General features: G+C 67.9%; 18 protein-coding genes. 10 read left to right on the top strand and 8 right to left on the bottom strand.

Going from position 1 to position 20,428, the window contains the following annotated elements; all coding sequences use genetic code 11:
- Positions 1 to 2 precede the first annotated feature (2 nt).
- Together ABD255_RS27010 and ABD255_RS27005 are read right to left on the bottom strand one after the other, a co-directional pair.
- The gene (locus tag ABD255_RS27010; protein WP_344218778.1) at positions 3 to 917 is read right to left on the bottom strand and encodes a carbohydrate ABC transporter permease; all 915 of its coding nucleotides are present in this window, start codon (positions 915 to 917) and stop codon (positions 3 to 5) included.
- Positions 907 to 1,866 carry a carbohydrate ABC transporter permease gene (locus tag ABD255_RS27005; RefSeq protein ID WP_344218776.1) on the bottom strand — a complete coding sequence of 320 codons (960 nt, stop codon included), beginning with the start codon at positions 1,864 to 1,866 and terminating at the stop codon, positions 907 to 909. The genes ABD255_RS27010 and ABD255_RS27005 overlap by 11 nt, the downstream gene beginning before the upstream one ends.
- A gap of 205 nt (positions 1,867 to 2,071) precedes the next feature.
- On the opposite strand from ABD255_RS27005, the gene ABD255_RS27000 reads away from it, so the two are divergent.
- On the top strand, positions 2,072 to 3,829 hold the full coding sequence (locus tag ABD255_RS27000) for a hypothetical protein (RefSeq protein WP_344218774.1): 1,758 nt from the start codon (positions 2,072 to 2,074) through the stop codon (positions 3,827 to 3,829).
- Positions 3,830 to 3,831: 2 nt separating this feature from the next.
- Here the strand turns inward: ABD255_RS27000 and ABD255_RS26995 are convergent, their stop codons facing one another.
- The 3 genes from ABD255_RS26995 to ABD255_RS26985 are packed head-to-tail and all read right to left on the bottom strand — an operon-like array spanning position 3,832 to position 9,163.
- Complete coding sequence (locus ABD255_RS26995) at positions 3,832 to 5,562, bottom strand: carbohydrate-binding protein (protein WP_344218772.1); 1,731 nt, start codon at positions 5,560 to 5,562, stop codon at positions 3,832 to 3,834.
- Positions 5,562 to 7,307 carry a hypothetical protein gene (locus ABD255_RS26990; protein ID WP_344218770.1) on the bottom strand — a complete coding sequence of 582 codons (1,746 nt, stop codon included), beginning with the start codon at positions 7,305 to 7,307 and terminating at the stop codon, positions 5,562 to 5,564. The genes ABD255_RS26995 and ABD255_RS26990 overlap by 1 nt, the downstream gene beginning before the upstream one ends.
- The gene (locus ABD255_RS26985; protein ID WP_344218768.1) at positions 7,307 to 9,163 is read right to left on the bottom strand and encodes a hypothetical protein; all 1,857 of its coding nucleotides are present in this window, start codon (positions 9,161 to 9,163) and stop codon (positions 7,307 to 7,309) included. The genes ABD255_RS26990 and ABD255_RS26985 overlap by 1 nt, the downstream gene beginning before the upstream one ends.
- Positions 9,164 to 9,363: 200 nt before the next feature.
- On the opposite strand from ABD255_RS26985, the gene ABD255_RS26980 reads away from it, so the two are divergent.
- Genes ABD255_RS26980 through ABD255_RS26955 form a run of 6 tightly spaced genes read left to right on the top strand, consistent with a single transcriptional unit; the run spans position 9,364 to position 15,720 of the window.
- Positions 9,364 to 10,518 (top strand): LacI family DNA-binding transcriptional regulator, encoded by a 1,155-nt coding sequence (locus ABD255_RS26980; protein ID WP_344218766.1) that lies wholly within the window; start codon positions 9,364 to 9,366, stop codon positions 10,516 to 10,518.
- Complete coding sequence (locus ABD255_RS26975; RefSeq protein ID WP_344218764.1) at positions 10,519 to 12,114, top strand: FAD-dependent oxidoreductase; 1,596 nt, start codon at positions 10,519 to 10,521, stop codon at positions 12,112 to 12,114.
- A 30-nt stretch (positions 12,115 to 12,144) separates the two neighbouring features.
- Positions 12,145 to 13,398, top strand: coding sequence for an ABC transporter substrate-binding protein (locus tag ABD255_RS26970; protein ID WP_344218762.1), 1,254 nt, complete (start codon positions 12,145 to 12,147; stop codon positions 13,396 to 13,398).
- Positions 13,395 to 14,339 (top strand): carbohydrate ABC transporter permease, encoded by a 945-nt coding sequence (locus ABD255_RS26965; RefSeq protein ID WP_344218760.1) that lies wholly within the window; start codon positions 13,395 to 13,397, stop codon positions 14,337 to 14,339. Before ABD255_RS26970 ends, ABD255_RS26965 begins: the two co-directional genes overlap by 4 nt.
- Positions 14,329 to 15,159, top strand: coding sequence for a carbohydrate ABC transporter permease (locus ABD255_RS26960; protein ID WP_344218758.1), 831 nt, complete (start codon positions 14,329 to 14,331; stop codon positions 15,157 to 15,159). Before ABD255_RS26965 ends, ABD255_RS26960 begins: the two co-directional genes overlap by 11 nt.
- A 36-nt stretch (positions 15,160 to 15,195) precedes the next feature.
- Positions 15,196 to 15,720: a dihydrofolate reductase family protein gene (locus ABD255_RS26955; protein ID WP_344218756.1), complete on the top strand. Its 525-nt coding sequence runs from the start codon at positions 15,196 to 15,198 to the stop codon at positions 15,718 to 15,720.
- A gap of 9 nt (positions 15,721 to 15,729) precedes the next feature.
- On the opposite strand, the gene ABD255_RS26950 is transcribed toward ABD255_RS26955, so the two are convergent.
- Positions 15,730 to 16,128 carry a hypothetical protein gene (locus ABD255_RS26950; RefSeq protein WP_344218754.1) on the bottom strand — a complete coding sequence of 133 codons (399 nt, stop codon included), beginning with the start codon at positions 16,126 to 16,128 and terminating at the stop codon, positions 15,730 to 15,732.
- 92 nt (positions 16,129 to 16,220) lie between these two features.
- Between ABD255_RS26950 and ABD255_RS26945 the strand changes: the two genes are divergently transcribed.
- Positions 16,221 to 17,456, top strand: coding sequence for an MFS transporter (locus ABD255_RS26945; protein WP_344218752.1), 1,236 nt, complete (start codon positions 16,221 to 16,223; stop codon positions 17,454 to 17,456).
- Here the strand turns inward: ABD255_RS26945 and ABD255_RS26940 are convergent.
- Complete coding sequence (locus tag ABD255_RS26940; RefSeq protein ID WP_344218750.1) at positions 17,453 to 17,632, bottom strand: hypothetical protein; 180 nt, start codon at positions 17,630 to 17,632, stop codon at positions 17,453 to 17,455. The two genes, ABD255_RS26945 and ABD255_RS26940, sit on opposite strands and share 4 nt — an antisense overlap.
- Positions 17,633 to 17,643: 11 nt before the next feature.
- Between ABD255_RS26940 and ABD255_RS26935 the strand changes: the two genes are divergently transcribed.
- A complete protein-coding gene (locus ABD255_RS26935) occupies positions 17,644 to 18,462 on the top strand; it encodes an LLM class flavin-dependent oxidoreductase (RefSeq protein WP_344218748.1) in 819 nt (272 codons plus the stop codon).
- Between the two features lie 611 nt (positions 18,463 to 19,073).
- Here ABD255_RS26935 and ABD255_RS26930 read toward each other — a convergent pair.
- Entirely contained in the window at positions 19,074 to 19,220 is a 147-nt protein-coding gene (locus ABD255_RS26930; RefSeq protein WP_344218746.1) for a hypothetical protein, read from the bottom strand.
- A 102-nt stretch (positions 19,221 to 19,322) separates the two neighbouring features.
- Between ABD255_RS26930 and ABD255_RS26925 the strand changes: the two genes are divergently transcribed.
- Positions 19,323 to 20,315, top strand: coding sequence for an aldo/keto reductase (locus ABD255_RS26925; protein ID WP_344218744.1), 993 nt, complete (start codon positions 19,323 to 19,325; stop codon positions 20,313 to 20,315).
- The last annotated feature ends 113 nt before the right edge of the window (positions 20,316 to 20,428 follow it).

Genomic DNA, 20,428 nt, shown 5'->3' with positions numbered 1-20,428 from the left:
GGTTACTTGATGCCGGTGGTGGCGATGCCCTTGACCAGATACCGCTGGCCGAGCAGGAAGGCGAGGAACACCGGGACGAGGGAGACGACCGACATCGCGAACAAGGACCCCCAGGACGTGCTCGCGGTGGCGTCCACGAAGGACCGCAACGCCACCGGAACCGTGTACATCTTCGGGTCGGTCAGGTAGATCAGCTGGCTGAAGAAGTCGTTCCAGGTCCAGATGAACGTGAAGATCGTCGTGGTCGCGAGCGCCGGCACCATCAGCGGCAGGATCACCCGCAGGAAGATGCCGGCCCGGCCGCAGCCGTCGATCCGGGCCGCCTCGTCGAGCTCGCGCGGGATGCCGCGGATGAACTGCACCATCAAGAAGACGAAGAACGCGTCGGTGGCCAGCAGTTTCGGCACCACCAGCGGCAGGAACGTGTTGATCCAGCCCGCCTGCGAGAACAAGATGTACTGCGGCACGATCACCACGTGGATCGGCAGCATGATCGTGACCAGCATGACCGCGAACCAGAACCTCTTGCCGGTGAACTCCAGCCGGGCGAACGCGTACGCCGCCATCGAGCAGGACACCAGGTTGCCCAGGATGGCGCCGAACACCACCGCCGCGGAGTTCAGCAGGTAGCGGGTGAACGGCTCGGTCAGCGCGTTCCAGCCGACCCGGTAGTTGTCGATCTTCAGGTCGCGGACCAGGATGCCGGGCTCGCGGAAGATCTCGTCGCCGGGCCGCAGCGAACTGACCACCATCCAGATCACCGGGTAGAGCATCGCCACCGCCGCGGCGGCCAGCGCCAGATGGATCAGCACGGGCCGGACCCGCTTCCACCCGGGCGCCGTACGGCGGGCGGTGGTGAGCGTGCGGCCGATCGTCCCTGACCGCGGTGGCGGGGCGGGGAAGGTCTTAGTCGTCATAGAACACCCAGTACTTCGAGGCGACGAAGTTCGCCGCGGTGAAGAAAGCGATGATCACGAGCAGGAACCAGGCCATCGCCGAGGCGTAGCCCATGTCGAAGTTCCCGAAGCCCCGGTCGTACAGGTAGAGGGTGTAGAACATCGTCGAGTCCGACGGCCCACCGGTCCCGCCGGAGACGACGAAAGCCTGGGTGAACGACTGGAACGCGTGGATGATCTGCAGCACCAGGTTGAAGAAGATGATCGGGGTGAGCAGCGGCAGGGTGATGCCGCGGAACCGGCGCCAGGCGCCGGCACCGTCCACCGACGCGGCTTCGTAGTACATGGCGGGGATCTGGCGCAGGCCGGCCAGGAAGATCACCATCGGGGCGCCGAAGGTCCAGACGTTCAGCACCACCAGCGTTCCCAGCGCGGTGCTCGGATCGGAGATCCAGCCCTTGCCCTCGAACCCGAGCGGGGCGAGCAACTGGTTCAGCAGACCCTCGGTGCCGAACACCTGCTTCCACAGGATCGCGATCGCGACGCTGGACCCGAGCAGGGAGGGCAGGTAGAAGATCGAGCGGTAGAACGCCATCCCGCGGACGCCGCGGTCGAGCACCACCGCGAGCAGCAGGGCGATCGCCAGTTGCAACGGCACCGAGACCAGCACGTAGGTGAAGGTCACCCGCAGCGAGTTGTGTAGCCGCTCGTCGGACAGCATCCGGGTGAAGTTCTCGAAGCCGATCCACTCCGGCGCCTGGATCAGGTTGTAGTCGGTGAAGGCGAGGTAGAGCGACGCGAGCATCGGCCCGACCGTGATGACGAACAGGCCGGCCAGCCACGGCGTGAGGAACAGGTAGGCAGCGAGGTTGTCCTTTTTGTTGGCCTTCCCGGCGCCACCGCCTCGATCGGGCTTCTGCCCAGGCGGATTCTTCCGCCTGAGCGTGCCCAATTCACTCAGCGCGCTCATACTTTCTTTCCTCCAGAAAGCCCAAGGGTCAGCGGAAAGCGTTTGCCCAGGTCGGTCAAATTAGCCTGACTAACCGGTTCAGACAAGACCTTTCCGACTATTTCCACGTCCGATTTCGGACACCTGCGAGGTCTTGACTCCGGCCGCGGCCCCGACAACAGTACTGGGCATTTGGCAACCGCTTTCCCAGTCTGTGGAGGCTTCCATGCAGCGTCGAACGTTTCTGGCCGGATCCCTGACCGGGCTGTCGGCCGGCCTGCTCGTCCCCGATCTCGCGGCCGGGGCGACCGGCGCCGAGCGAGCCGTCGACGAGGATTTCCTGACCTTGCTGACCGAGGCCAACGAAGCACAGATTCCGCTCGTTCTCGGCAGTTATCAGAATGCGAGCGACAGTGTAAGGACCGTAGCCCGGAAAGCCCGCCGACTCGTTTCCGGGCACGTTTGGGCCCGGTCGGCTTTTCACCACGACTCCACCTTGCTGGCACCCTTGAAGGCGCTGGCCGACAGGCTCGCGGCGATGCAGCACGACGACGGCACCTACGACTCCGGCAACCTGCACTCGCCGCCCGACAGTGCCTTCGCGATCCAGGACATCTGCATGGTCTGGGCGCTGCTCGACGCCGACGCCCAGCCGGCCACCGAACCGCACCGAGCCGTCCTCGAGGCCGTACTCCGCAAGGCCGGTCCCGCGCTGGCGTCCGGCGGCGTGCACACGCCCAACCACCGGTGGGAGATCTCGGCCGCGCTGGCCCGGACCCACCACCTCTTCCCGGACCGCCGGTACGCCGCCCGCATCGACGACTGGCTCGGCGAGGGCATCGACGCGACCCCCGACGGGATCTACAGCGAGCGCAGTTCCACCTACGCGTCCGAGGTCACCAACCCGTGCCTGCTGACGATCGCGTGGTTGCGCCGCAAGCCGGAGTTGATCGCCTACGTCCGCAGGAACCTCGCGTCGACGCTGTATCTCCTCGAGCCCAACGGCGAGGTGGACACGACCGGCTCCCGGCGGCAGGACCAGACCCGCGTCCGCGACGTCTGGTGGTACCTCACCCAGTTCCGCGAACTGGCCCTGCACGACCGCGACGGCCGGTTCGCGACCGTTGCCAAGGACATCGAACGCCGGCGGACCGGCGAGCTCGGCGACTTCCTCGCCGAGGTGCTCGAACGTCCCGAGCTGGCGGGCCAACTGCCGGCCGCGGTCGCCGTACCGACGGACTTCGTCCAGGAGTTTCCGGCCCAGCACCTGGCCCGGATCCGGCGCGGGGACCGGACCGCGACGATCTTCGGCGGCACCGACTTCCACGACATCCCGGTGATCGCCTCGGGCCTGTCGACGAACCCCACCTTCTTCAAGCTCCGCACGGGCGCCGCGATCCTGGAGTCGGTGCGGCTGTCTCCGCAGTTCTTCAGCACCGGCCACTTCCGCAGCGACGGCCTGCGCCGGACCGGCCCCCGCAGCTTCCGGCTGTCGGACGAGGTGAAGGTCCCGTACCACCTGCCGCTGCCGAAGCGGTACCGGCGCCGCGACGGTGCCTACGCCCTCACCCTCGACGGCCGGTTCTACGCCTCGATGGACTTCCCGCATCGGCCGAAGCAGTACCGCACGCTGAAGACCTCCGTCACCGTGACCGAGGTCGGCGACGGTTTCGACCTGACCTTCGAGCTCGGCGAGTCGGAGGTGCCGTTCGCGATCGAGCTCTGCTTCCGGCCCGGCGGCACGCTCACCGGTGTCCAGCAGTTGGAGACCGCCGGCAACCACCAACTCGTCGACGGGACCGGGGCCTACACCGTCGGCTCCGACCGGATCGAGTTCGGTCCCGGCAACGGCGCGACCAGGGTCACCATGGATCCCGGCGAGCGCTACACCCACCTGAGCGGAAGCCTGACTCCGGACGGCCTGCGGGTCTACCTCACCGGGCGCTCGCCCTCGCGGTACACGCTCCGGCTGCGCACTTCCTGACGTCACCTGACTGCCACCGCGACCGTCGCGGTGGCAGTCGCGTCGATCTGGCTGGTCACCCTCACGACGGCGGTACCGCGGGCGACGGCGTGGGCGACACCGTTCTGGTCGATCGTCAGAACACCCGGCGTGCTCTCCTGCTCGACGGTCCACAGCAGGTAGCGGTTCTGCGCGTAGTACGGCTCGAACTGGAGATAGCCGACCGTGTACGCCGCCTGCTCGCCGACCGGCAGCGTGCCTTTGCCGGCCAGGGCCAGGCGCGGGACCGGCGTGAGCAGGATCTGATCGGTCGCCAGCCCGTACGACGCCGACGCGGCGTTGCGGCCGGTCACCACGTACCGCAGTACGGCGTCACCGTTCAGGTCGAGTTCGCCGTGCACGACCTCGCGGTACTGGTAGGAGCCGTCCGCGGGCGCGAGGTACTCGTCGACGACCGGGCTGAGCTGCTTGCCGTTGACGAGTAGTTGCGCCTGGCCCCTTTCTGCGTGCGCCTTCACCACGGAGGTCACGCGGTAGCGACCCGCCGGCGCGGTCACGGCGTACTCGACCCAGTCACCGACGGCGGTTGCCTTGAGCCCATGCCACTGGTTCTTGGAGGCAGCGGGATCGGAGGTGGTGACCACGGTGGCGTTGGTCGCGGAGTACGAGGTCTCTGCCTCGAAGACCAGGCGTTCTGGCGTCGCGGTCGGGGTGAGCTTGATGTAGTCGACACCGACCGCGTAGTTGGCGCCGGTGCGGCCGGTCGAGGTGAAGCGGAAGGTGTGCTCGCCCTTGGTCAACTGGAGGTTGCCCTGACGTCGCTCGCGGAACTCGATGCCCTTGTACATGCCGCGCGGCTGGAAGTGATCTGTCTCCGGGCCGAGTGGAGAGCCGTCGACAGAGAGTTGGCTGCGGCCTCGGGACTCGTTCTCCTTGTAGCGCACGTCGATCTGGTACAGCCCGTCCGCGGGGACGTCGACGGCGTACTCGATCGCCTGACCGACCGCGGCCAGGTTGGCCAAGATCCACACGCCGTTGCTGGCGTTGGGTTCACTGATCTCGGTGACGGTGGCAACTGTTGTCCGCGGCAAGAACTCGGCTTCGTGGTAGATCGGCTCGGCGAAGACCTTGCTGACCGGAGCCGGGGGCAACAGCTCGGACGCCCTGATGGTTGCCGTCGCCTTGCCCGTAGCGCTGAGCTCGATCGGCTTGGCCAACCCGCGGTTCGCCCGGGGATCGACGACGACCACAACCGCCTCGGCCCCGGGATCACCGGTCAGCCTGAGGTCGATCCGTTGGGCCGAGCCATTCTGCTGGTAGGCGCTGAGATTCTCGTCGGCGTAGAGGACCTGGAGGTTCTTACCGTCGGCCTCCCGGATCCAGAACGCCTTGCCGCGCGAGGTGTTCGTCCGCAGATCGATCGGGAACTCCATCAGCTCGTCGCCGGTGAAGGTGCCGCGGTAGGCGTAGCTGTGGGAGCCGTTGTCGTCGAGGCTGATGTCGGCCACGCTGTAGCTCTTCGCAGAGTCGAGCCAGCGCAGATCGGCCACGACGGTGGCGGCGTACCCACCCTTGCCGGTAGCGACCAGCAGCGCTTCCCGGCGCTCCCCGTCCGCCCACATCCAGACGAACGGCCCGGTGCTCGAGTTCCACGTCGTACCGTCCCAGCCGCTGCCGAGGTACACCGGCCGGAACGGCTGTTCGGTCAGCCTCGTGACGCGAGGGTGCTTGCGCCAGCGGTTGAAGGCGGCCATCAGGTCGACAGCCTCGTCCGGCCAGGTGCCGGGCTTGCCGGGTCCTGGCCGAACTTCACGTTCCGGACGGCCAGGTAGGAGTAGTAGTCCTCCATCCGGCCGGTCAGCCGGCCGCCGTTCATGTACGCCGAGCTCATCGGCAGGTGCCCGAAGCCCGTGACAGCCGTCCGCAGCGAGAGGTCCTCGCCGGTGATCCCGCCGTTGGCCGTGTTCCAGCCGTTGTAGGCGACGTGCATCAGGCTCGTGTTGCGATCGCCCTGGCTAGGCCAGATGTCGAGCTCGCTGGTCACCTTGGGCAGGTAGTGCGGATACTTCTCCACCAACTCGTTCAGCAACCGCCGGCTCAGGACGGCCTTGCGGTAGACGTTGTCGCTCGGGTGCGAGTAGCCGGTGACCGACTCGTTCTGCCACCACTCGGTCAGATCGACCATCTGGTGACTCATCCGGTACTTCGTGATCAGCGTCTCGATCTGCGCGCGCTTCTCCTGCAACTGCACCGGGTCCGCGAGATCCCGGCCCTCCATGTGACCGCCGCCGCTGAGGCTGTACCAGAGGCCGAGCCGCATCCCCTGGCCCGTCACCGTCCGGGAGAACTCGTCGAGGCCACGGATCGCCTTCGCCATCGTCGCGCTCGGCTCGATCGAGTCGCGGGTGGTGTTCCACAGGTCGTCGAGCATCACCATGTCGAACCGAGCCTGCTTGGCCTTGGGGATGATCACGTCGTAGTAGTAGTTGTCCGGCAGGGTGCTGCCCGGACCGCCGCGATAGTCCCAGTCGTTCGTGTTGAACAGTGTGGTGACGTTGTTGTAGCGGAACCGACGGCGAAAGTGGAGTTCCTCGGCCATCTTCGCGTCGATCACGTCACCGCGGAACACGGTCAGGTTCACCGACAGATACTCGAACTCCTCGGCCGGGAAGAGCACCAGTTGCAACGACTGCGGATTCGTCGTCACCCGCACGTGGTCGATCCCGTGCCAGGCGTTGATCGCCCCGAACGGCGGCAGCATGTACTCCGTCGGGTAGTTCCCCTTGCCGCGCTGGGTCTTCCAGTTCAGCTCGGGGCTGAGGTTCCAGCCGTGCCCGTCGGCGTACACGGAGATCACCTTCTTCGGCAGCTCGGCCTTCCCCTCGGGGACGGGCGAGAGCGAGCCGGTGGTGCTCTTCCAGCGCATGTTGGGCGGGTAGTGCAGCCGGTGGGGGCGATCGGGCAGTCCGAGAGCCAGGACGGTCGAGTTGGTGATCGTCGTCTTGGTGGTCGCGTCGTTGCGGATCAGCGTGTGGAACCGCAGACCCGAGCGGTCGTCGTACAGGTCGAAGACGGCGGTGACGGTGACGGGGCGTGGAGCGGTTCGCTGGAGCGGGATCCGGAGCTCGCGGCCGACGTGGACCCGGCCCTGGATCGTGTGCATCCAGAGGTCTCTCACCTGGGGAGCGAGGACCGTCCAGCCGTCGTCCGAGGTGATCGGTGCCGAGCCGTCGAACTCGTAGGAGAACAGGGTGCGCTGGGCGGCCTGATACTCCTGGCCGGCTTCCTTGTTGTAGATGCTGGTGATCCGCAGGCCGTTCGTGGCGTCGACCTTGACGCGGAGGACGTCGTTCTCGAGGAGCCAGGTCTGTGCTCGCCGGGTGATGCCGGCGCCGCGGTTGCCGACCGCCTCAGCGGTGAGGATTCCGCCGGGGATGTTGAAGACGGCGGCACCGGCGAACGCGGTACCGGTGACGGTCAGGAAAGTGCGGCGATCCATCAGGCCTCCGTCCGCACGGTCGTCGCGAGGGTGCCCTCGTGCGGAATGCGAAGGACGTGGACCCGACGGCGCTGGTCGCGAAGGTAGGTACGGCTCGAGGTCGAGAGGGACACGGCCCGGACACCGGTCCAGGTGATCGTGATCGTCGTACGACCGCGACGGATCACCAGTCCGTCGGCGGTGCTCGTGCGGCTCTCGTTGTAGGGGACGACGGTGCCGTCGGAGAAGACGACCTCGTCGCCCGGTTGCAGGACCAGGGGGATCTGTTCGGTCGCGGCGGTGGTCGCGGTGACCTTCCGGGTGACTGACGACGGGCTGGTGATCAGCTCGGTGCTGACCGAGGAGTCCGTCGTGCGGTAGCGGACGAGATCCTCCGACACGTACTCGGCGATCAAGTTGCCGTTGGCATCGGCCTTGCCGGCCGCGACTGTGGCCCAGCAACCGGTCGCTGTTTGCTGTGAGTGGATCACCGTGCCGGCTTCGGGATGCCAGAGGAAGCCGGTGCCGGCCTTGACGACGCTGCCTGCTCGGGTGCCGAAATGGGCGCCGAGGTAGAAGCCCGGCCGGCGGACGTAGAGGTAGTCCTGGTTCTCCACCTCGTCGCGTCGAAGCTCGGTGAAGTGGTGGTGCTTGAGATAGGGCACGCGGGCGATGGCGGCTTGTTTGGCGGCGTGGCTCGGCAGGCGTTCGCCGTACGGGGCGTGGGCGATGATCCTCGGCGAGGTGTCCTGCTTGGCGAGCAGCGGTACGGGTGCGGGGTCGGCCGCCCAGGCCGCTCGGGTCGCGGCGCGGTCTTCGCGGCTGGTGAAGAACGCGGCCAGGTTCGGTACCGCGGGGACGAAGAAGGAGCCGAGGTTCGACCGGTCGGGGTCGGGGATCACGTCGTCGTAGAAGGCGGTCGCGGTGCGGTCGGAGACCGCGTAGTACGTGAGCCAGCCGGAGCCGTCCGGTTCGCGGAGAAGGTTGTAGCCGAACCAGTCGGTGAACTTGCGGGTCATGTTGACGAGCGCCGGGTGGCCGGTGAGCAGGTACAGCTCGGCCATCTCAGGGAGCATGACCTCGAAGTTGTAGTTGATGTCCATGCCGCGGGGGTCGTAGAAGAACCCGGCCGGGCTCTGCGACCAGTGGCCGACGAACCGGATGCGTTCCTGCAGTTGCTTCCACAGCGCGCGGTCCGGCAGCAAGGTCAGCGACAGCGCGGACCCGGCGACACCTGCCACGGCTTGGTTCGTGTACTGGAAGGGGTCGTCCCAGACGACGGTGTTCGCAGGGTCGAGGTACCAGGTGACTCCCTTGTGCAGGGCAGCTTCCAGCTCGGTGGTCCGGGTGGGCAGGGCTCTTGCCTGGCGGAGGTTGTCGAGGGTCTTGGCCAGGTAGCCGAGGCCGAAACCGCTGGACGCCTTGCCCCGCTCCCCCGGCGCGTACTCCGGCCAGGAGCCGTCGGGGTTCTGCAGCTTCAGGTAGTGCTGAAGCGCGGCGTCCAGACGGGCCAGAAGCGCGGGGTCGCGGTAGTACGGGTTCCAGGGGCGCTGGTTGGCGTAGAACCAACTCAGGGTGAACACGTGCTCCTGGACGCGAGCGTTGAACGGCTGCGCCGGCGACCGCCACCAGCCGCCACCCATGAACCCGTACTTCGCCGGGTCGCTGTCGACGATGTCGTTCGTCATCGGCGCGAGGATCGCCAGGTACGACGCGAACCGCTGCTCCAGCGGACTGAACAGCTTCCTGTCCGGCGCCCCCGGGGGCAGCGGCGACAACAGCGGCAGGGTGCCCGCCGCGTGGGCGGATGAGGGGAAGAGGGCTGGTGCGACGGTGGCGGCGGCACCGGCCAGCAGGGTACGGCGATTCAGCAGCATGACGGAACTCCCGGTCCAGGCGGTGGCTAAGCGGTTGCCCTGGTCGAGGAGTTTCCTGTCCGCGACTCGACGGCGTCAAGAGCCGGTTGCTGCTAATTCGTATTACTAGGTCGATGTGGTCTTGACGATGCGGAAACCCTGGGTCTACCGTTCCGGATCAACGACCTGGCAATACGTATTACTCAAGGGAGGTGGAGTGGATGACGACCCGGCTGACGCAGCGCGACATCGCCCGGCTGGCGAAGGTGAGCCAGACGACCGTCTCCCTGGTGCTGAACAACCGCACCGCCGCCTCCGCGCGGATCCCGGCCGAGACGCGCGACCGGGTGCTGAAGGTGATCCGCGAGACCGGGTACGTCGCCGACCCGCTCGCCCGCCGGCTGCTGCAGCAGCGGAACCAGATCTTCGGGGTGTTCACCTACGAGCCGGTGTTCCCGAGTGCGAGCGCCGACTTCTACCACCCGTTCCTGAACGGTATCGAGGAGAGCGCCGAGGAACTCGGCTGCGACCTGCTGCTGTTCACCAGCGCGCCGGTCACCGACGGCCGCCGGCTGGTCTTCCACGACAACAACCGCCTCCGCATCGCCGACGGCTCCCTCCTCCTCGGCCGCCGGATCCCCGCCGAAGAACTCAGCCGCCTGGTCGCCGAGAAGTACCCGTTCGTCTCGGTCGGCCGCCGCGACGACCCCGACCTCCCGGAGGCGGACAACCCGGCCGGCCGGCGTGGCGACGGCCCCCGACGCGCCCGCGCGACGGTCCCGTACGTCGGCGCCGACTACGTGACCGCGACTGCCACGGTCACCGCGCGGGCATTCGCGCTAGGCCACGAGCGAGTCGCCTTCGTAGGCCCAGGCGAAGGGGCAGAGTCGTCCGCCGACCGTCTGCGAGGCTTCCGCCAGATAGCTCCCCGCGGCCTGCACCTCGGCCCGGTGGATCCCAGCAGGCAGTCATCTGCCGCCTCCGGTGCCGAGGACGTCGGCGGTGCCGACGACGGCCGAGCGGCCCCGGCACTTGGTGGGCGGGAGCCCACGGACGTGCTCGCCGAGTTGCTCGGCCAGGGAGTGACCGCAGTGTTCGTCGAGGACCTGGCCGACGCTGCGTCGCTGGCCGAGGCTGCGACAGCGCGCGGACTGACCGTGCCGGATGACCTGTCTCTCGTCGCCCTGGGCGATGCGAGCCGGCCGGTGGCCGGCGATGCGGAGTACTCGGGGTTTCACATTCCGCGGAAGGAGATGGGCCGGCAGGCGGTCGGGTTGCTCGAGGCGATCCTGTCCGGGGAGGAGCGCGAGACCCAGCAACTGCTGTCCTGCGAACTGGTCGAGGGAAGCACCCTCGCCGCACCGAAAGGGTTGTAGATGGAGACGGATGTCCTGGTCATCGGCGGCGGGCTCGGCGGGGTCGCCGCGGCTCTCGCGGCCCTCAGAGCCGGCCGCTCGGTGGTGATGACCGAGGAGTACGACTGGCTCGGGGGCCAGCTGACCAGCCAGGCTGTGCCGCCGGACGAGCACACCTGGGTGGAGCAGTTCGGCATCACCGCCTCCTACCGCTCCCTGCGAGAGGGGATCCGCGACTACTACCGCCGGTACTACCCGCTCACTGCGGAGTCCCGCGCAGCAACCGAGCTCAACCCGGGCGCCGGGTACGTGTCGAAGCTTTGCCACGAACCACGAGTAGCTGTGGCGGTCCTGGAGTCCATGCTGGCGCCGTACCGCGCCAGCCGCCGCCTCCAGGTGCTGCAGCCCTACAAGCCGGTCGCAGCCGACACTGACGGCGACCGAGTCACCTCTGTAGTGGTGGAGCACCGGGACACAGGCGACCGGCTCACCCTGACCGCGCCGTACGTGCTGGACGCTACTGAGACTGGGGAGCTTCTGCCGCTCACCGGTACGGAGTACGTGACCGGGTTCGAGTCGCAGGCGACCACCGGTGAGCCGAGTGCGCCGGACGAAGCCCAGCCGCTGAACATGCAGGCCGTGTCGTTCTGCTTCGCCGTGGATCACGTCGACGGCAACCAGGTCGGGGACAAGCCGACGAACTACGCCTACTGGCGGAACTACCAGCCGTCGTTCTGGGGCGACCGGATGCTGTCCTGGAACGCGCCGGACCCGCGCACGCTGGCCACCTCGCGGCGGACGTTCACGCCGAACCCGGACGACGACCCGCTCGCGGTGGTCGCGGACCAGCGGCGTACGGGCGGTGACACGAACCTGTGGACGTTCCGGCGGATCGCGGCCCGGCGGCACTTCCTGCCGGGTGCGTACGAGAGCGACATCTGCCTGGTGAACTGGCCGATGATCGACTACCTCGACGGACCCGTCTTCGACGTACCGGACGCGGAGAAGCACCTCGCGGGTGCCAAAGAGCTGTCGCAGGCCGTCTTCTACTGGCTGCAGACGGAGGCGCCTCGCCCCGACGGCGGTAGCGGGTTCTCCGGGCTCCGACTCCGGGGGGATCTCCTGGGCTCGCAGGACGGGCTCGCGCAGGCGCCGTACATCAGGGAGTCCCGGCGGATCGCCGCGGAGTACACGATCGTCGAGCAGGACCTGTCGGTCGCAGTACGCGGGGCCAAGGGCGCGGTCGAGTACGGCGACAGCGTGGGCCTCGGCATGTACCGGATCGACCTGCACCCCTCCACGGGCGGCGACAACTACATCGACGTGGCCAGCAGCCCGTTCCGGATCCCGCTCGGGGCGTTGATCCCGCAGCGGGTGGAGAACCTGCTGCCGGCGAGCAAGAACCTCGGCACCACCCACATCACCAACGGCTGCTACCGGCTGCACCCGGTCGAGTGGAACGTCGGCGAAGCCGCCGGACTGCTCGCCGCCTTCTGTCTGGACCGTGGCGTCAGCCCACGCGCGGTCCGCAACACCCCTGCTCTGCTCAGCGACTTCCAGGCACGGCTGGTCGCCCAGGGCGTCGAACTGAGCTGGCCGGCCATCGCAGGCTACTGAGTACCGGCTACTGATGGAGGACTGACACCCATGAAACTCCGACTCCTGACCGCGGCCGTCTCGGCCACGGCACTGCTGGCCGCGGCCGGCTGCGGCGGCGGCTCCGACGAGGCCACCTCGTCCGGTCCGGTCGACCTGCGGATGACGATCTGGAGCGCGAACGCCAAGCACACCGCGCTGTTCGACCAGATCGCCGCCGCCTACAAGAAGGACCACCCCGACGTCGGCAAGATCAGCTTCGAGTCGATCCCGTTCGACAGCTACACCACCGCGTTGACCACCCAGATCGGCGGCGGCAACGCCCCGGACCTGGCCTGGATCCTGGAGAGCACGGCGCCCGACTTCGTCTCCTCCGGCGCACTCGAGCCGATCGACAAGGACGCGGACCTGCTGCCGACCGCGACGGCCACCTGGGAGCAGGACGGCAAGCTGTTCGCGTACCCCTTCTCCACCTCGCCACTGGGCGTCTTCGTCAACACCGACCTGGTGGCGGCTGCCGGACGACCGACCCCGGCGCAGCAGATCACGGCCGGCAAGTGGACCTGGGACGAGGCCGTCGCCACCGGCGCCGCAGTACAGGCGAAGACCGGCAAGGGCGGCATCGTGGTCGGCGACTTCGACTTCAAGGGCTGGGACTCGCTGAACTCGATCTGGGCCGGCTGGGGCGCGCGGCCGTGGAGCGAGGACGGCAAGACCTGCGGCTTCGACCAGCCCGAGATGGTCGAGGCGATAACATTCGTCCACAAGATGGTCTTCACCGACAAGGCGATGCCCGGGCCGGGCCGGACCACCGACTTCTTCGCCGGGGACGCCTCGATGGTGCTCACCCAGATCAGCCGGGCCGCCCTGCTGGAGAAGGCGAAGTTCAAGTGGGACCTGGTGCCGCTGCCGAAGGGACCGGCCGGTGACTACTCCGTCGTCGGGCAGGCCGGTATCGGTGTCCTGAAGCGCGGCAAGCACGCCGACGAGGCGAAGAAGTTCCTGGCCTACTTCACCAACCAGGAGAACTCGGCGAAGCTCGCGCAGTTCTTCCCGCCGCCGCGCAAGTCGCAGCTCACCACCGACATCCTGGCCAAGGCGAACCCGCTGCTGAAGCCCGCCCAGTTGCAGAGCGTCGTGATCGACGGGATCGAGCGCGGCGACATCAAGACCAGCCACACCGGGTACGCCGAACTGCAGCAGACCGTCCGGGCCGCGCTGGATCCGCTGTGGAAGCCGGACGCGGACGTCAAGGGTGTGCTGTCCGGGGTGTGCGCCAAGATCAACCCGCTGCTGAGCAAATGACCCTGCTGATCGATCGGGAGGTGTCGGCGCCGGATCCGCCGGCCGCCGAGCGGGCGCCGTACTGGACGATGCGGCGGCGGGACGAACTGGCCGGCTGGCTGTTCGTCGCGCCGCAACTGGCCGGGATCGTTGCCTTCGTCATCGTTCCGCTCGGGCTGGTGGTCTGGTACAGCCTGCACGAGTGGAACGTGCTGGCCGGCACCTTCGACTTCGTCGGCGGGGACAACTACTCGGCGCTGGCGTCGGACCCGAAGCTGGGTCCGGCGCTGCGCGCCACCGGGATGTTCTCGGTCGGGCTGGTGGTGCTGAACCTCAGTCTCGCGCTGTTCCTCGCGGTGCTGCTGAACCAGAAGCTGCGGGGCACGGTCGTGTTCCGGACGCTGTCCTTCTCGCCGGTCGTGGTGACGCTGGTCGCCTGGACGATCGTCTGGGGCTTCCTGCTGCAGGACAACGGCGGGATCAACGGCTTCTTGGACATAGTCGGGATCGACGGGCCGAACTGGCTGCGCGGCGACACGACCGCGATGATCTCGGTGATCGTGGTGCAGTTGTTCAAGGGCGTCGGGCTGAACATGGTGCTGTTCCTCGCTGCCCTGCAAGGGGTTCCGGCCGATCTCTATGAGGCCGCGAAGATCGACGGCGCCTCGGCGTGGGCGCGCTTCCGGCGGGTGACCGTGCCGCTGATCAGCCCGACGATCCTGCTCACGTCGATCCTGACGGTGGTCGGCTCGCTGCAGGTGTTCGCGCAGATCGCGGTACTGACGCAGGGCGGGCCTGGAACGTCGACCACCGTGCTCGTCTACTACCTCTACCAGCAGGCGTTCCAGTTCCATCACTTCGGGTACGGCGCGACCATCTCGCTGCTGCTGTTCGTCATCGTGCTGGCGCTGACGGTTCTTCAATGGCGGATGCGCCGGAGGTGGGTGTTCCATGAGTCGTAGCGGGAAACTCCTCGTCTACGGGCTGCTGCTGGTCTTCTGCATCCCCTTCGTCTTCCCCACCTGGTGGATGGCGACCGCGTCGCTGAAGCCGGTGAACGAGATCTTCGCGTTCCCGCCGTCGCTGGTGCCGGGGTCGCCGACGCTGGACGCGTACCGGCAGGTGTTCGAACTGCAGCCGTTCGGCCGGCAGTACCTGAACAGCTTCTACATCGCGGCGATCGTCACGCTGGGGACCCTGGTGGTCTCGTCCCTGGCCGGCTACGCCTTCGCCCGGATCCCGTTCCGGGGCGCCGGGGTGGTCTTCGTGATCGTGCTCGCCGGGTTGCTGGTACCGAACGAGGTGACGATCATCCCGCTGTACCGGATGTTCGACTCGCTCGGCCTGGTGAACACCCACTGGCCGCTGATCCTGATCCCGATGCTCGGCGCACCGAGCGTGCTCGCGACCTTCATCATGCGGCAGTTCTTCATCACCCTGCCGCGCGAACTCGAGGAAGCCGGCCGCGTCGACGGTCTCGGCCGGCTCGGCCTGTTCTGGCAGGTCTCGCTCCCGCTGGCCCGGCCGGCGATCGGGGCGGTCTCGATCTTCACCTTCCTGCACAGCTGGAACCTCTACCTGGAACCGATCGTTTTCCTCTCCAGCAAGGAGAAGTTCACCATCCCCCAAGCGCTCACCCAGTACGTCGACGCGTACGGCGGCGCGATGTGGAACGTCCAACTGGCCGCCGCCACGATGAGCGCGCTCCCCGTGCTGATCATCTTCGTCCTGGCCCAGCGCCAGTTCGTCGAAGGCCTGGCCCAGACCGGTCTGAAGGGCTGACGGCGCGCTGTCGGCCGGAGGCTGTACAAAAGAAGGGTGACTTTCCATGCCGCGGTTTTCATTGCGACCAGCCTCGACGGATTCATCGCGCGGCCCGACGGGTCGATCGACTGGCTGACCGAGCGGGGCGAGCAGGCCGGTGACACCGGGTACGACGAGTTCATGGCCGCCGTGGACACCGTCGTACTCGGTCGCACCACCTACCAGAAGGTGCTCACCTTCGGCTTCTGGCCGTACGAGGGCAAGCACGTCGAGGTGCTCAGCAGCACCCTGCCGGTGGACGCCGACGAGCGGATCATCGTGCACCGGACCGTCGAGGGCCTGGTCGAGACGCTGCAGGACCGCGGCGCCAAGCGGGTCTACGCCGACGGCGGCCAGATCGTCCAGACGTTCCTGCGGGCCGGCCTGCTGAACGAACTCACCATCACCGTCGTCCCGGTCCTCATCGGCCAGGGCATCCCGCTGTTCGGCGAACTCGACCACGACATCACCCTCACCCACAACGCCACCCGCACCCTCGGCGCCGGCCTGATCCAGTCCGACTACACCGTCCAGCGCTGACTCAGGACACTAGATGAGGATGATGCGCGGGGTGACCACCAGCGCGGCCGTCACCGCGACGATCCCCGCCTTCGCCGCCCAGCCCGGCAGCCGTAGCCGCCGGACCAGGGGCCAGTTGATCGCTGTCACCACTGCCAGGATCAGCACCGCCAGGAAGATGCCGAACGGGATGAAGCCGTCCGCCTCACCACCCTCGATCTCCTTGGGGCTGAACGGCGAGTCCGGCCGGTCGAACACCATCGCCCGCGCGTGCCGACCGATCGACTCGAGGAAGATGAGCGGATAGGCGAGTACCACCCCGAGCGCGACGTTCACCACCGCCCACACCCCCACCCACAACGCGAACCGCGGCCGCCCCTGCCTGATTAACTGCTGAGCCGCCGCCGGCGCGGCTGCACTGTCCGTCACGCTGCCTCCCCTGCTGGCTGATCTCTGAATCCTGCCCTGGCCGGGCAAATTCGGTTGCCCGGGGAACGGCGGCCGGACGAGAATCGCTCCTTGTGCCCGGAGCCCGGAGGTTGTTCGCGGATGTGACGCCGCTGCGGGAGTCGCGGGAGTTCCGGTGGCTCTGGGCGGGGCAGTCGTTGTCGTCGATCGGCAGCATGATGACCGGGGTCGCGGTGGCGATCCAGACCTACGACCTGACCGGCTCGTCCGTGGCCGTCGGCGCGATCAGCCTGGCGACGCTGGTGCCGACCCTGCTGCTCGGGCTGTTCGGCGGCTCGATCGCGGACGCCGTCGACCGGCGCCGGCTGGTGCTGATCACCGGCGGCGGGCTGATGCTGGTGTCGATCGTCTTCGCCCTGCAGGCCGTGCTCGACTGGCGCCAGGTCTGGCTGCTGTACGTGCTGACCGCGGTCGGCGCGGCGCTGGCGGCGGTCGACACCCCGGCCCGCCGGACGTTCATCCCGCGCGTGCTCCCCCTCGAACGACTCCCCGCCGCGGCCGCGTTGAGCCAGTTGTCCTTCCAGGTGGCGATCATCGCCGCGCCGGTGCTGGCCGGAGTACTGATCGCGGCGGTCGGCCTCGAGGCGGCGTACGGGCTGGACGCGCTGACGTTCCTGGCCGTGCTCTACAGCGTCCGCCGGCTGCCGCCGATGCCGCCCGAAGGCGGTGGTTCGACGGTCGGGCTGCGGTCGGTCCTCGAGGGCCTGAAGTACGCTGTGAACCACAAACTGATCGGGATGATCTTCCTGATCGACCTCAACGCCACCGTCCTGGCGATGCCGACCGCACTCTTCCCCGCCCTCGCCGCCACCCACTTCGGCGGCGGCCCACAGACCGTCGGCTACCTGTACGCCGCCATCGGCGTCGGCGGCCTCGTCGCGGCGGTCCTCTCCGGCCCGCTGGGCCACCTCCGCCACCAGGGCCGGGCCATGCTGATCTCGGTCGCGATCTGGGGCGCCGCAATCGGCAGCGTCGGCCTCACCCGCAACCTCTGGCTGGCCGTCGCTCTGCTCGCCACCGCAGGCGCCGCCGACATCGTCACGACGGTCTTCCGCGCCACCATCCTGCAGACGAAGACCCCCGACGAACTCCGTGGCCGGCTCAACAGCCTCGACTTCATCATCGGCCTCGGCGGCCCCAACCTCGGCAACGTCCGGGCCGGCGCCGTCGCCGGCCTCTTCGGCCCGGTCACCGGCATCCTCACCGGCGGCGCCGCCTGCGTCCTCGGTATCCTCGCCCTGACCTCGTCGAAAACCTTCCGCCGGTACGACGCCAAGGCCGACGGCTAGCCCGAGTGCCGCAGGCGGACGAGTCTCAGGTCGTACGCGATGATCGTCACCTGCACCCGGTCCCCGGCGGCGAGCCTGGCCGGCAGGATGAAGTCCTCGGTCGGGTCGGTGTTGTCGAATTCTGGGTGGCCGGTTCGTGGAGTGGGCAACCGGACCGAGCAAGGTCCCAGACTCAAGGAGAACCACGATGAACGACCAGGCCAGGCGAGTGACCAGACCATTCCGGTTCGGGGTCGTTGCCCCGCTCCTTTCTGACCTGCCGACGTGGCGAGACCGCGTCCGCCGCATCGCCGACGGCGGTTACTCAACGTTGCTGATGCCCGACGTTCCTACCTGGCAACCGGCACTTGGCCCCACGCTGGCGACCGCGGCCGCGCTCGCTGACCTGCGGGTCGGTTCGTGGGTCTATGCTGCCGCGCTGCGCGAACCGTGGAGCACAGCATGGGAGGCCCACTCGCTCTCAGTACTCACGGAAGGCCGCTTCGAAATGGGCATCGGCGCCGGCCGACCCGGGATCGAAGTCGAACTGGGGCTGCCTGTCGTCTCCCCGGCTGAGCGTCGTGCCAGAATGCGCGAGACCGCGGCCGCCCTGCGGAGGTTCGACGGCCCCGATCTGCACACGCCGGTTGTGATGGCGGTGAGCGGACCGAAGTCGCAGGCGCTGGCGCTCGAAGTCGCTGACGCAGTCACGTTCGTACTCTCACCGGACGATGATCGAGTCGAAACCACGAACCGGGTACGCGACTTTGCCGGCCGCCGGGACATCGAACTCGCCCAGCACGTCGCCGCCGTCGGTGACAGTGTCGCTCCGTTCATGGCGCCGCCCGACCTCGACACCGCGGCGCTTCGCGCGGCCGACTCGCTCGTCATACTTCCGAGTGACCCCGCGGCAGCCGCCGAAGAGATCCAACGACGTCGCGAGGAGATCGGCTTCTCCTATTTCGTCATCGGCGCCGACTTTGCCGACACACTCGCACCGGTCGTGGCCAAACTGGCAGGACAGTAGGCGGCGCGCGCCTGGCAGTTCGACGGCTGGTCTCTGGTCGAGGCGGAACTTGAGAACGCCGATGAGGCGTGCGCCGCTGTCAGTACGTTGCTGCAGGCAACCGCAGGCACCGCCCGGTCAACCTCTGGTGAGAAAACCTCACTGCTCGACCCAGTCGCCGCGTGGGTCCGGTGGGTAAAATTCGAGCCGCACTCTGTCGTCCTGCAATGCCTTCACGCGTTCCGTCCATGCCGCGGTGTCGCCGGTGTTGTTCGGCACCAGCAGGACAACGCGATTTTTCTCAGCGTCCCAGCCGCCAGAGGCCCGGGGTATGCCCCCTGGCGCCCTCCCGTGATATCGAACTGGACCGGCTGATCCGGGTCACAAGATCCAGGTTTCACGCGAAGGCCCCACCTCACAGTTGGGTACGGCGCAAAAATCAGGTCCCCAGGCGTCGGAGTCGGATCGGCCTGCGCCCCCTGGTCCAGACATATTTTCCGCCCGCGTCCGATGCCAAGCAAGCTTGCTCCGATGCGGAAGGCGCAGGCGCAGGCAGCTTGATGCACGACCGGCGCGCCTCCTTAACCGATCCCTGACTTCGAGCACCCACTTCCACCGCCTCCCTCGTTCGCCTACCGAGCCAGTACTGAAGGTTCTCGGGGGTCGCCGTGCCAGGCGAACGGCTTCAGCAAGGTGTCGCTGGTCTGGGCGAAACCGGGCCCGAGGTGGCGGAACCGGCGATGTGCGGTCACCCCTGCGATGAGCTCTTCCCTGGTCACCGGACCGTGCGAGAGCACCTCGCGGACGACTCCGGGGCGCGGTGGCAACGGCGACCTGCGGACACTTGATCTGTAGTCCACTCCAGGTTGCAGACTCGCGGCATGACTACACGACAACTTGGTGACAGGCGGACCAGCGCTCTCGGCATCGGCACCTGGGCGATCGGCGGTCCGTTCACGTTCGATGGAAGGCCTGCTGGGTGGGGGCCGGTGGATGACGACGAGAGCATCCGGATGGTGCACGCGTCGGTGGCGGCCGGTGTTCGGCTCTTCGACACCGCCGACGTCTACGGCACCGGCCAGAGCGAGCGGGTGCTCGGGCGGGCGCTGGCTCAACTGCCGGCCGGGGTGCGCGACGAGGTGGTGGTGGCGACCAAGTTCGCGAACCTCTTCGACGAGACCACCCGGACCGCCGGCGGGCAGGATGTCAGCCCGGCCGGAATCCGCCGCGCCTGCGAGAACAGCCTGAAGCGGCTCGGCGTCGACTCCATCGACCTCTATCAACTCCACGGCGGAGCAGCTACCGCCGCCGAGGCGGAGCCTGTCGTCGAGGCGCTCGAACAACTCGTCTCCGACGGCCTGATCCGGGCGTTCGGAACCAGTGTGGACGCCCCCGAGGTGATCTCCGTGTTCGCCGCCTCACCGAATGCGCACACGGTACAGACGCAGGCCAACGTGTTCGGGCACAACGACGCCGTCCTGGACGTTGCCCGACGCAACGAGCTCGCGGTACTGGTCAGGTCACCGCTGGCGATGGGCCTGCTGACCGGCAAGTACGACCTGACGAACCGCCCGCCGGCGGACGACGTACGGCGGGACACCCCCTGGTGGACGTACTTCGACGACGACGCGATGGAAACCTGGCTCCAACGGCTCGACAGCGTCCGCGAGATCCTCACCCTCGACGGCCGCACCCTCGCCCAGGGCTGCCTGAGCTACCTCTGGGCCCTCGACCCCGCCATCATCCCCCTGCCCGGCGCCCGCACCGTCAGCCAGGCCGAGGAAAACGCCGGCGCCCTCACCTTCGGCCCCCTCCCCGACACGGCGGTCAAGGAGATCCTCACCCTGCTGGCCGACTCCCCCGAACGCCACTAGGCAACAACTCCCGCAGCCGCTCGTACTCCGCCCGCGTGAGAAAACTCGGATTGCTCATCTGTGGCTGGCGGATCACCTCAACCTCCGCCAGCCCCGGCTGGGCCACGACCTCA

Origin of the sequence: Kribbella sancticallisti (assembly GCF_039530625.1) — a bacterium.
In the GTDB taxonomy this organism is placed as follows: Bacteria; Actinomycetota; Actinomycetes; order Propionibacteriales; family Kribbellaceae; genus Kribbella; species Kribbella sancticallisti.
This window is presented reverse-complemented; position numbering and strand designations above follow the sequence as displayed.

Coding starts and splice junctions, on each gene's coding strand:
- ABD255_RS27010 (WP_344218778.1), bottom strand. CDS start 917: ATGACGACTAAGACCTTCCCCGCCCCGCCACCGCGGTCAGGGACGATC.
- ABD255_RS27005 (WP_344218776.1), bottom strand. CDS start 1,866: ATGAGCGCGCTGAGTGAATTGGGCACGCTCAGGCGGAAGAATCCGCCT.
- ABD255_RS27000 (WP_344218774.1), top strand. CDS start 2,072: ATGCAGCGTCGAACGTTTCTGGCCGGATCCCTGACCGGGCTGTCGGCC.
- ABD255_RS26995 (WP_344218772.1), bottom strand. CDS start 5,562: ATGGCCGCCTTCAACCGCTGGCGCAAGCACCCTCGCGTCACGAGGCTG.
- ABD255_RS26990 (WP_344218770.1), bottom strand. CDS start 7,307: ATGGATCGCCGCACTTTCCTGACCGTCACCGGTACCGCGTTCGCCGGT.
- ABD255_RS26985 (WP_344218768.1), bottom strand. CDS start 9,163: ATGCTGCTGAATCGCCGTACCCTGCTGGCCGGTGCCGCCGCCACCGTC.
- ABD255_RS26980 (WP_344218766.1), top strand. CDS start 9,364: ATGACGACCCGGCTGACGCAGCGCGACATCGCCCGGCTGGCGAAGGTG.
- ABD255_RS26975 (WP_344218764.1), top strand. CDS start 10,519: ATGGAGACGGATGTCCTGGTCATCGGCGGCGGGCTCGGCGGGGTCGCC.
- ABD255_RS26970 (WP_344218762.1), top strand. CDS start 12,145: ATGAAACTCCGACTCCTGACCGCGGCCGTCTCGGCCACGGCACTGCTG.
- ABD255_RS26965 (WP_344218760.1), top strand. CDS start 13,395: ATGACCCTGCTGATCGATCGGGAGGTGTCGGCGCCGGATCCGCCGGCC.
- ABD255_RS26960 (WP_344218758.1), top strand. CDS start 14,329: ATGAGTCGTAGCGGGAAACTCCTCGTCTACGGGCTGCTGCTGGTCTTC.
- ABD255_RS26935 (WP_344218748.1), top strand. CDS start 17,644: ATGAACGACCAGGCCAGGCGAGTGACCAGACCATTCCGGTTCGGGGTC.
- ABD255_RS26925 (WP_344218744.1), top strand. CDS start 19,323: ATGACTACACGACAACTTGGTGACAGGCGGACCAGCGCTCTCGGCATC.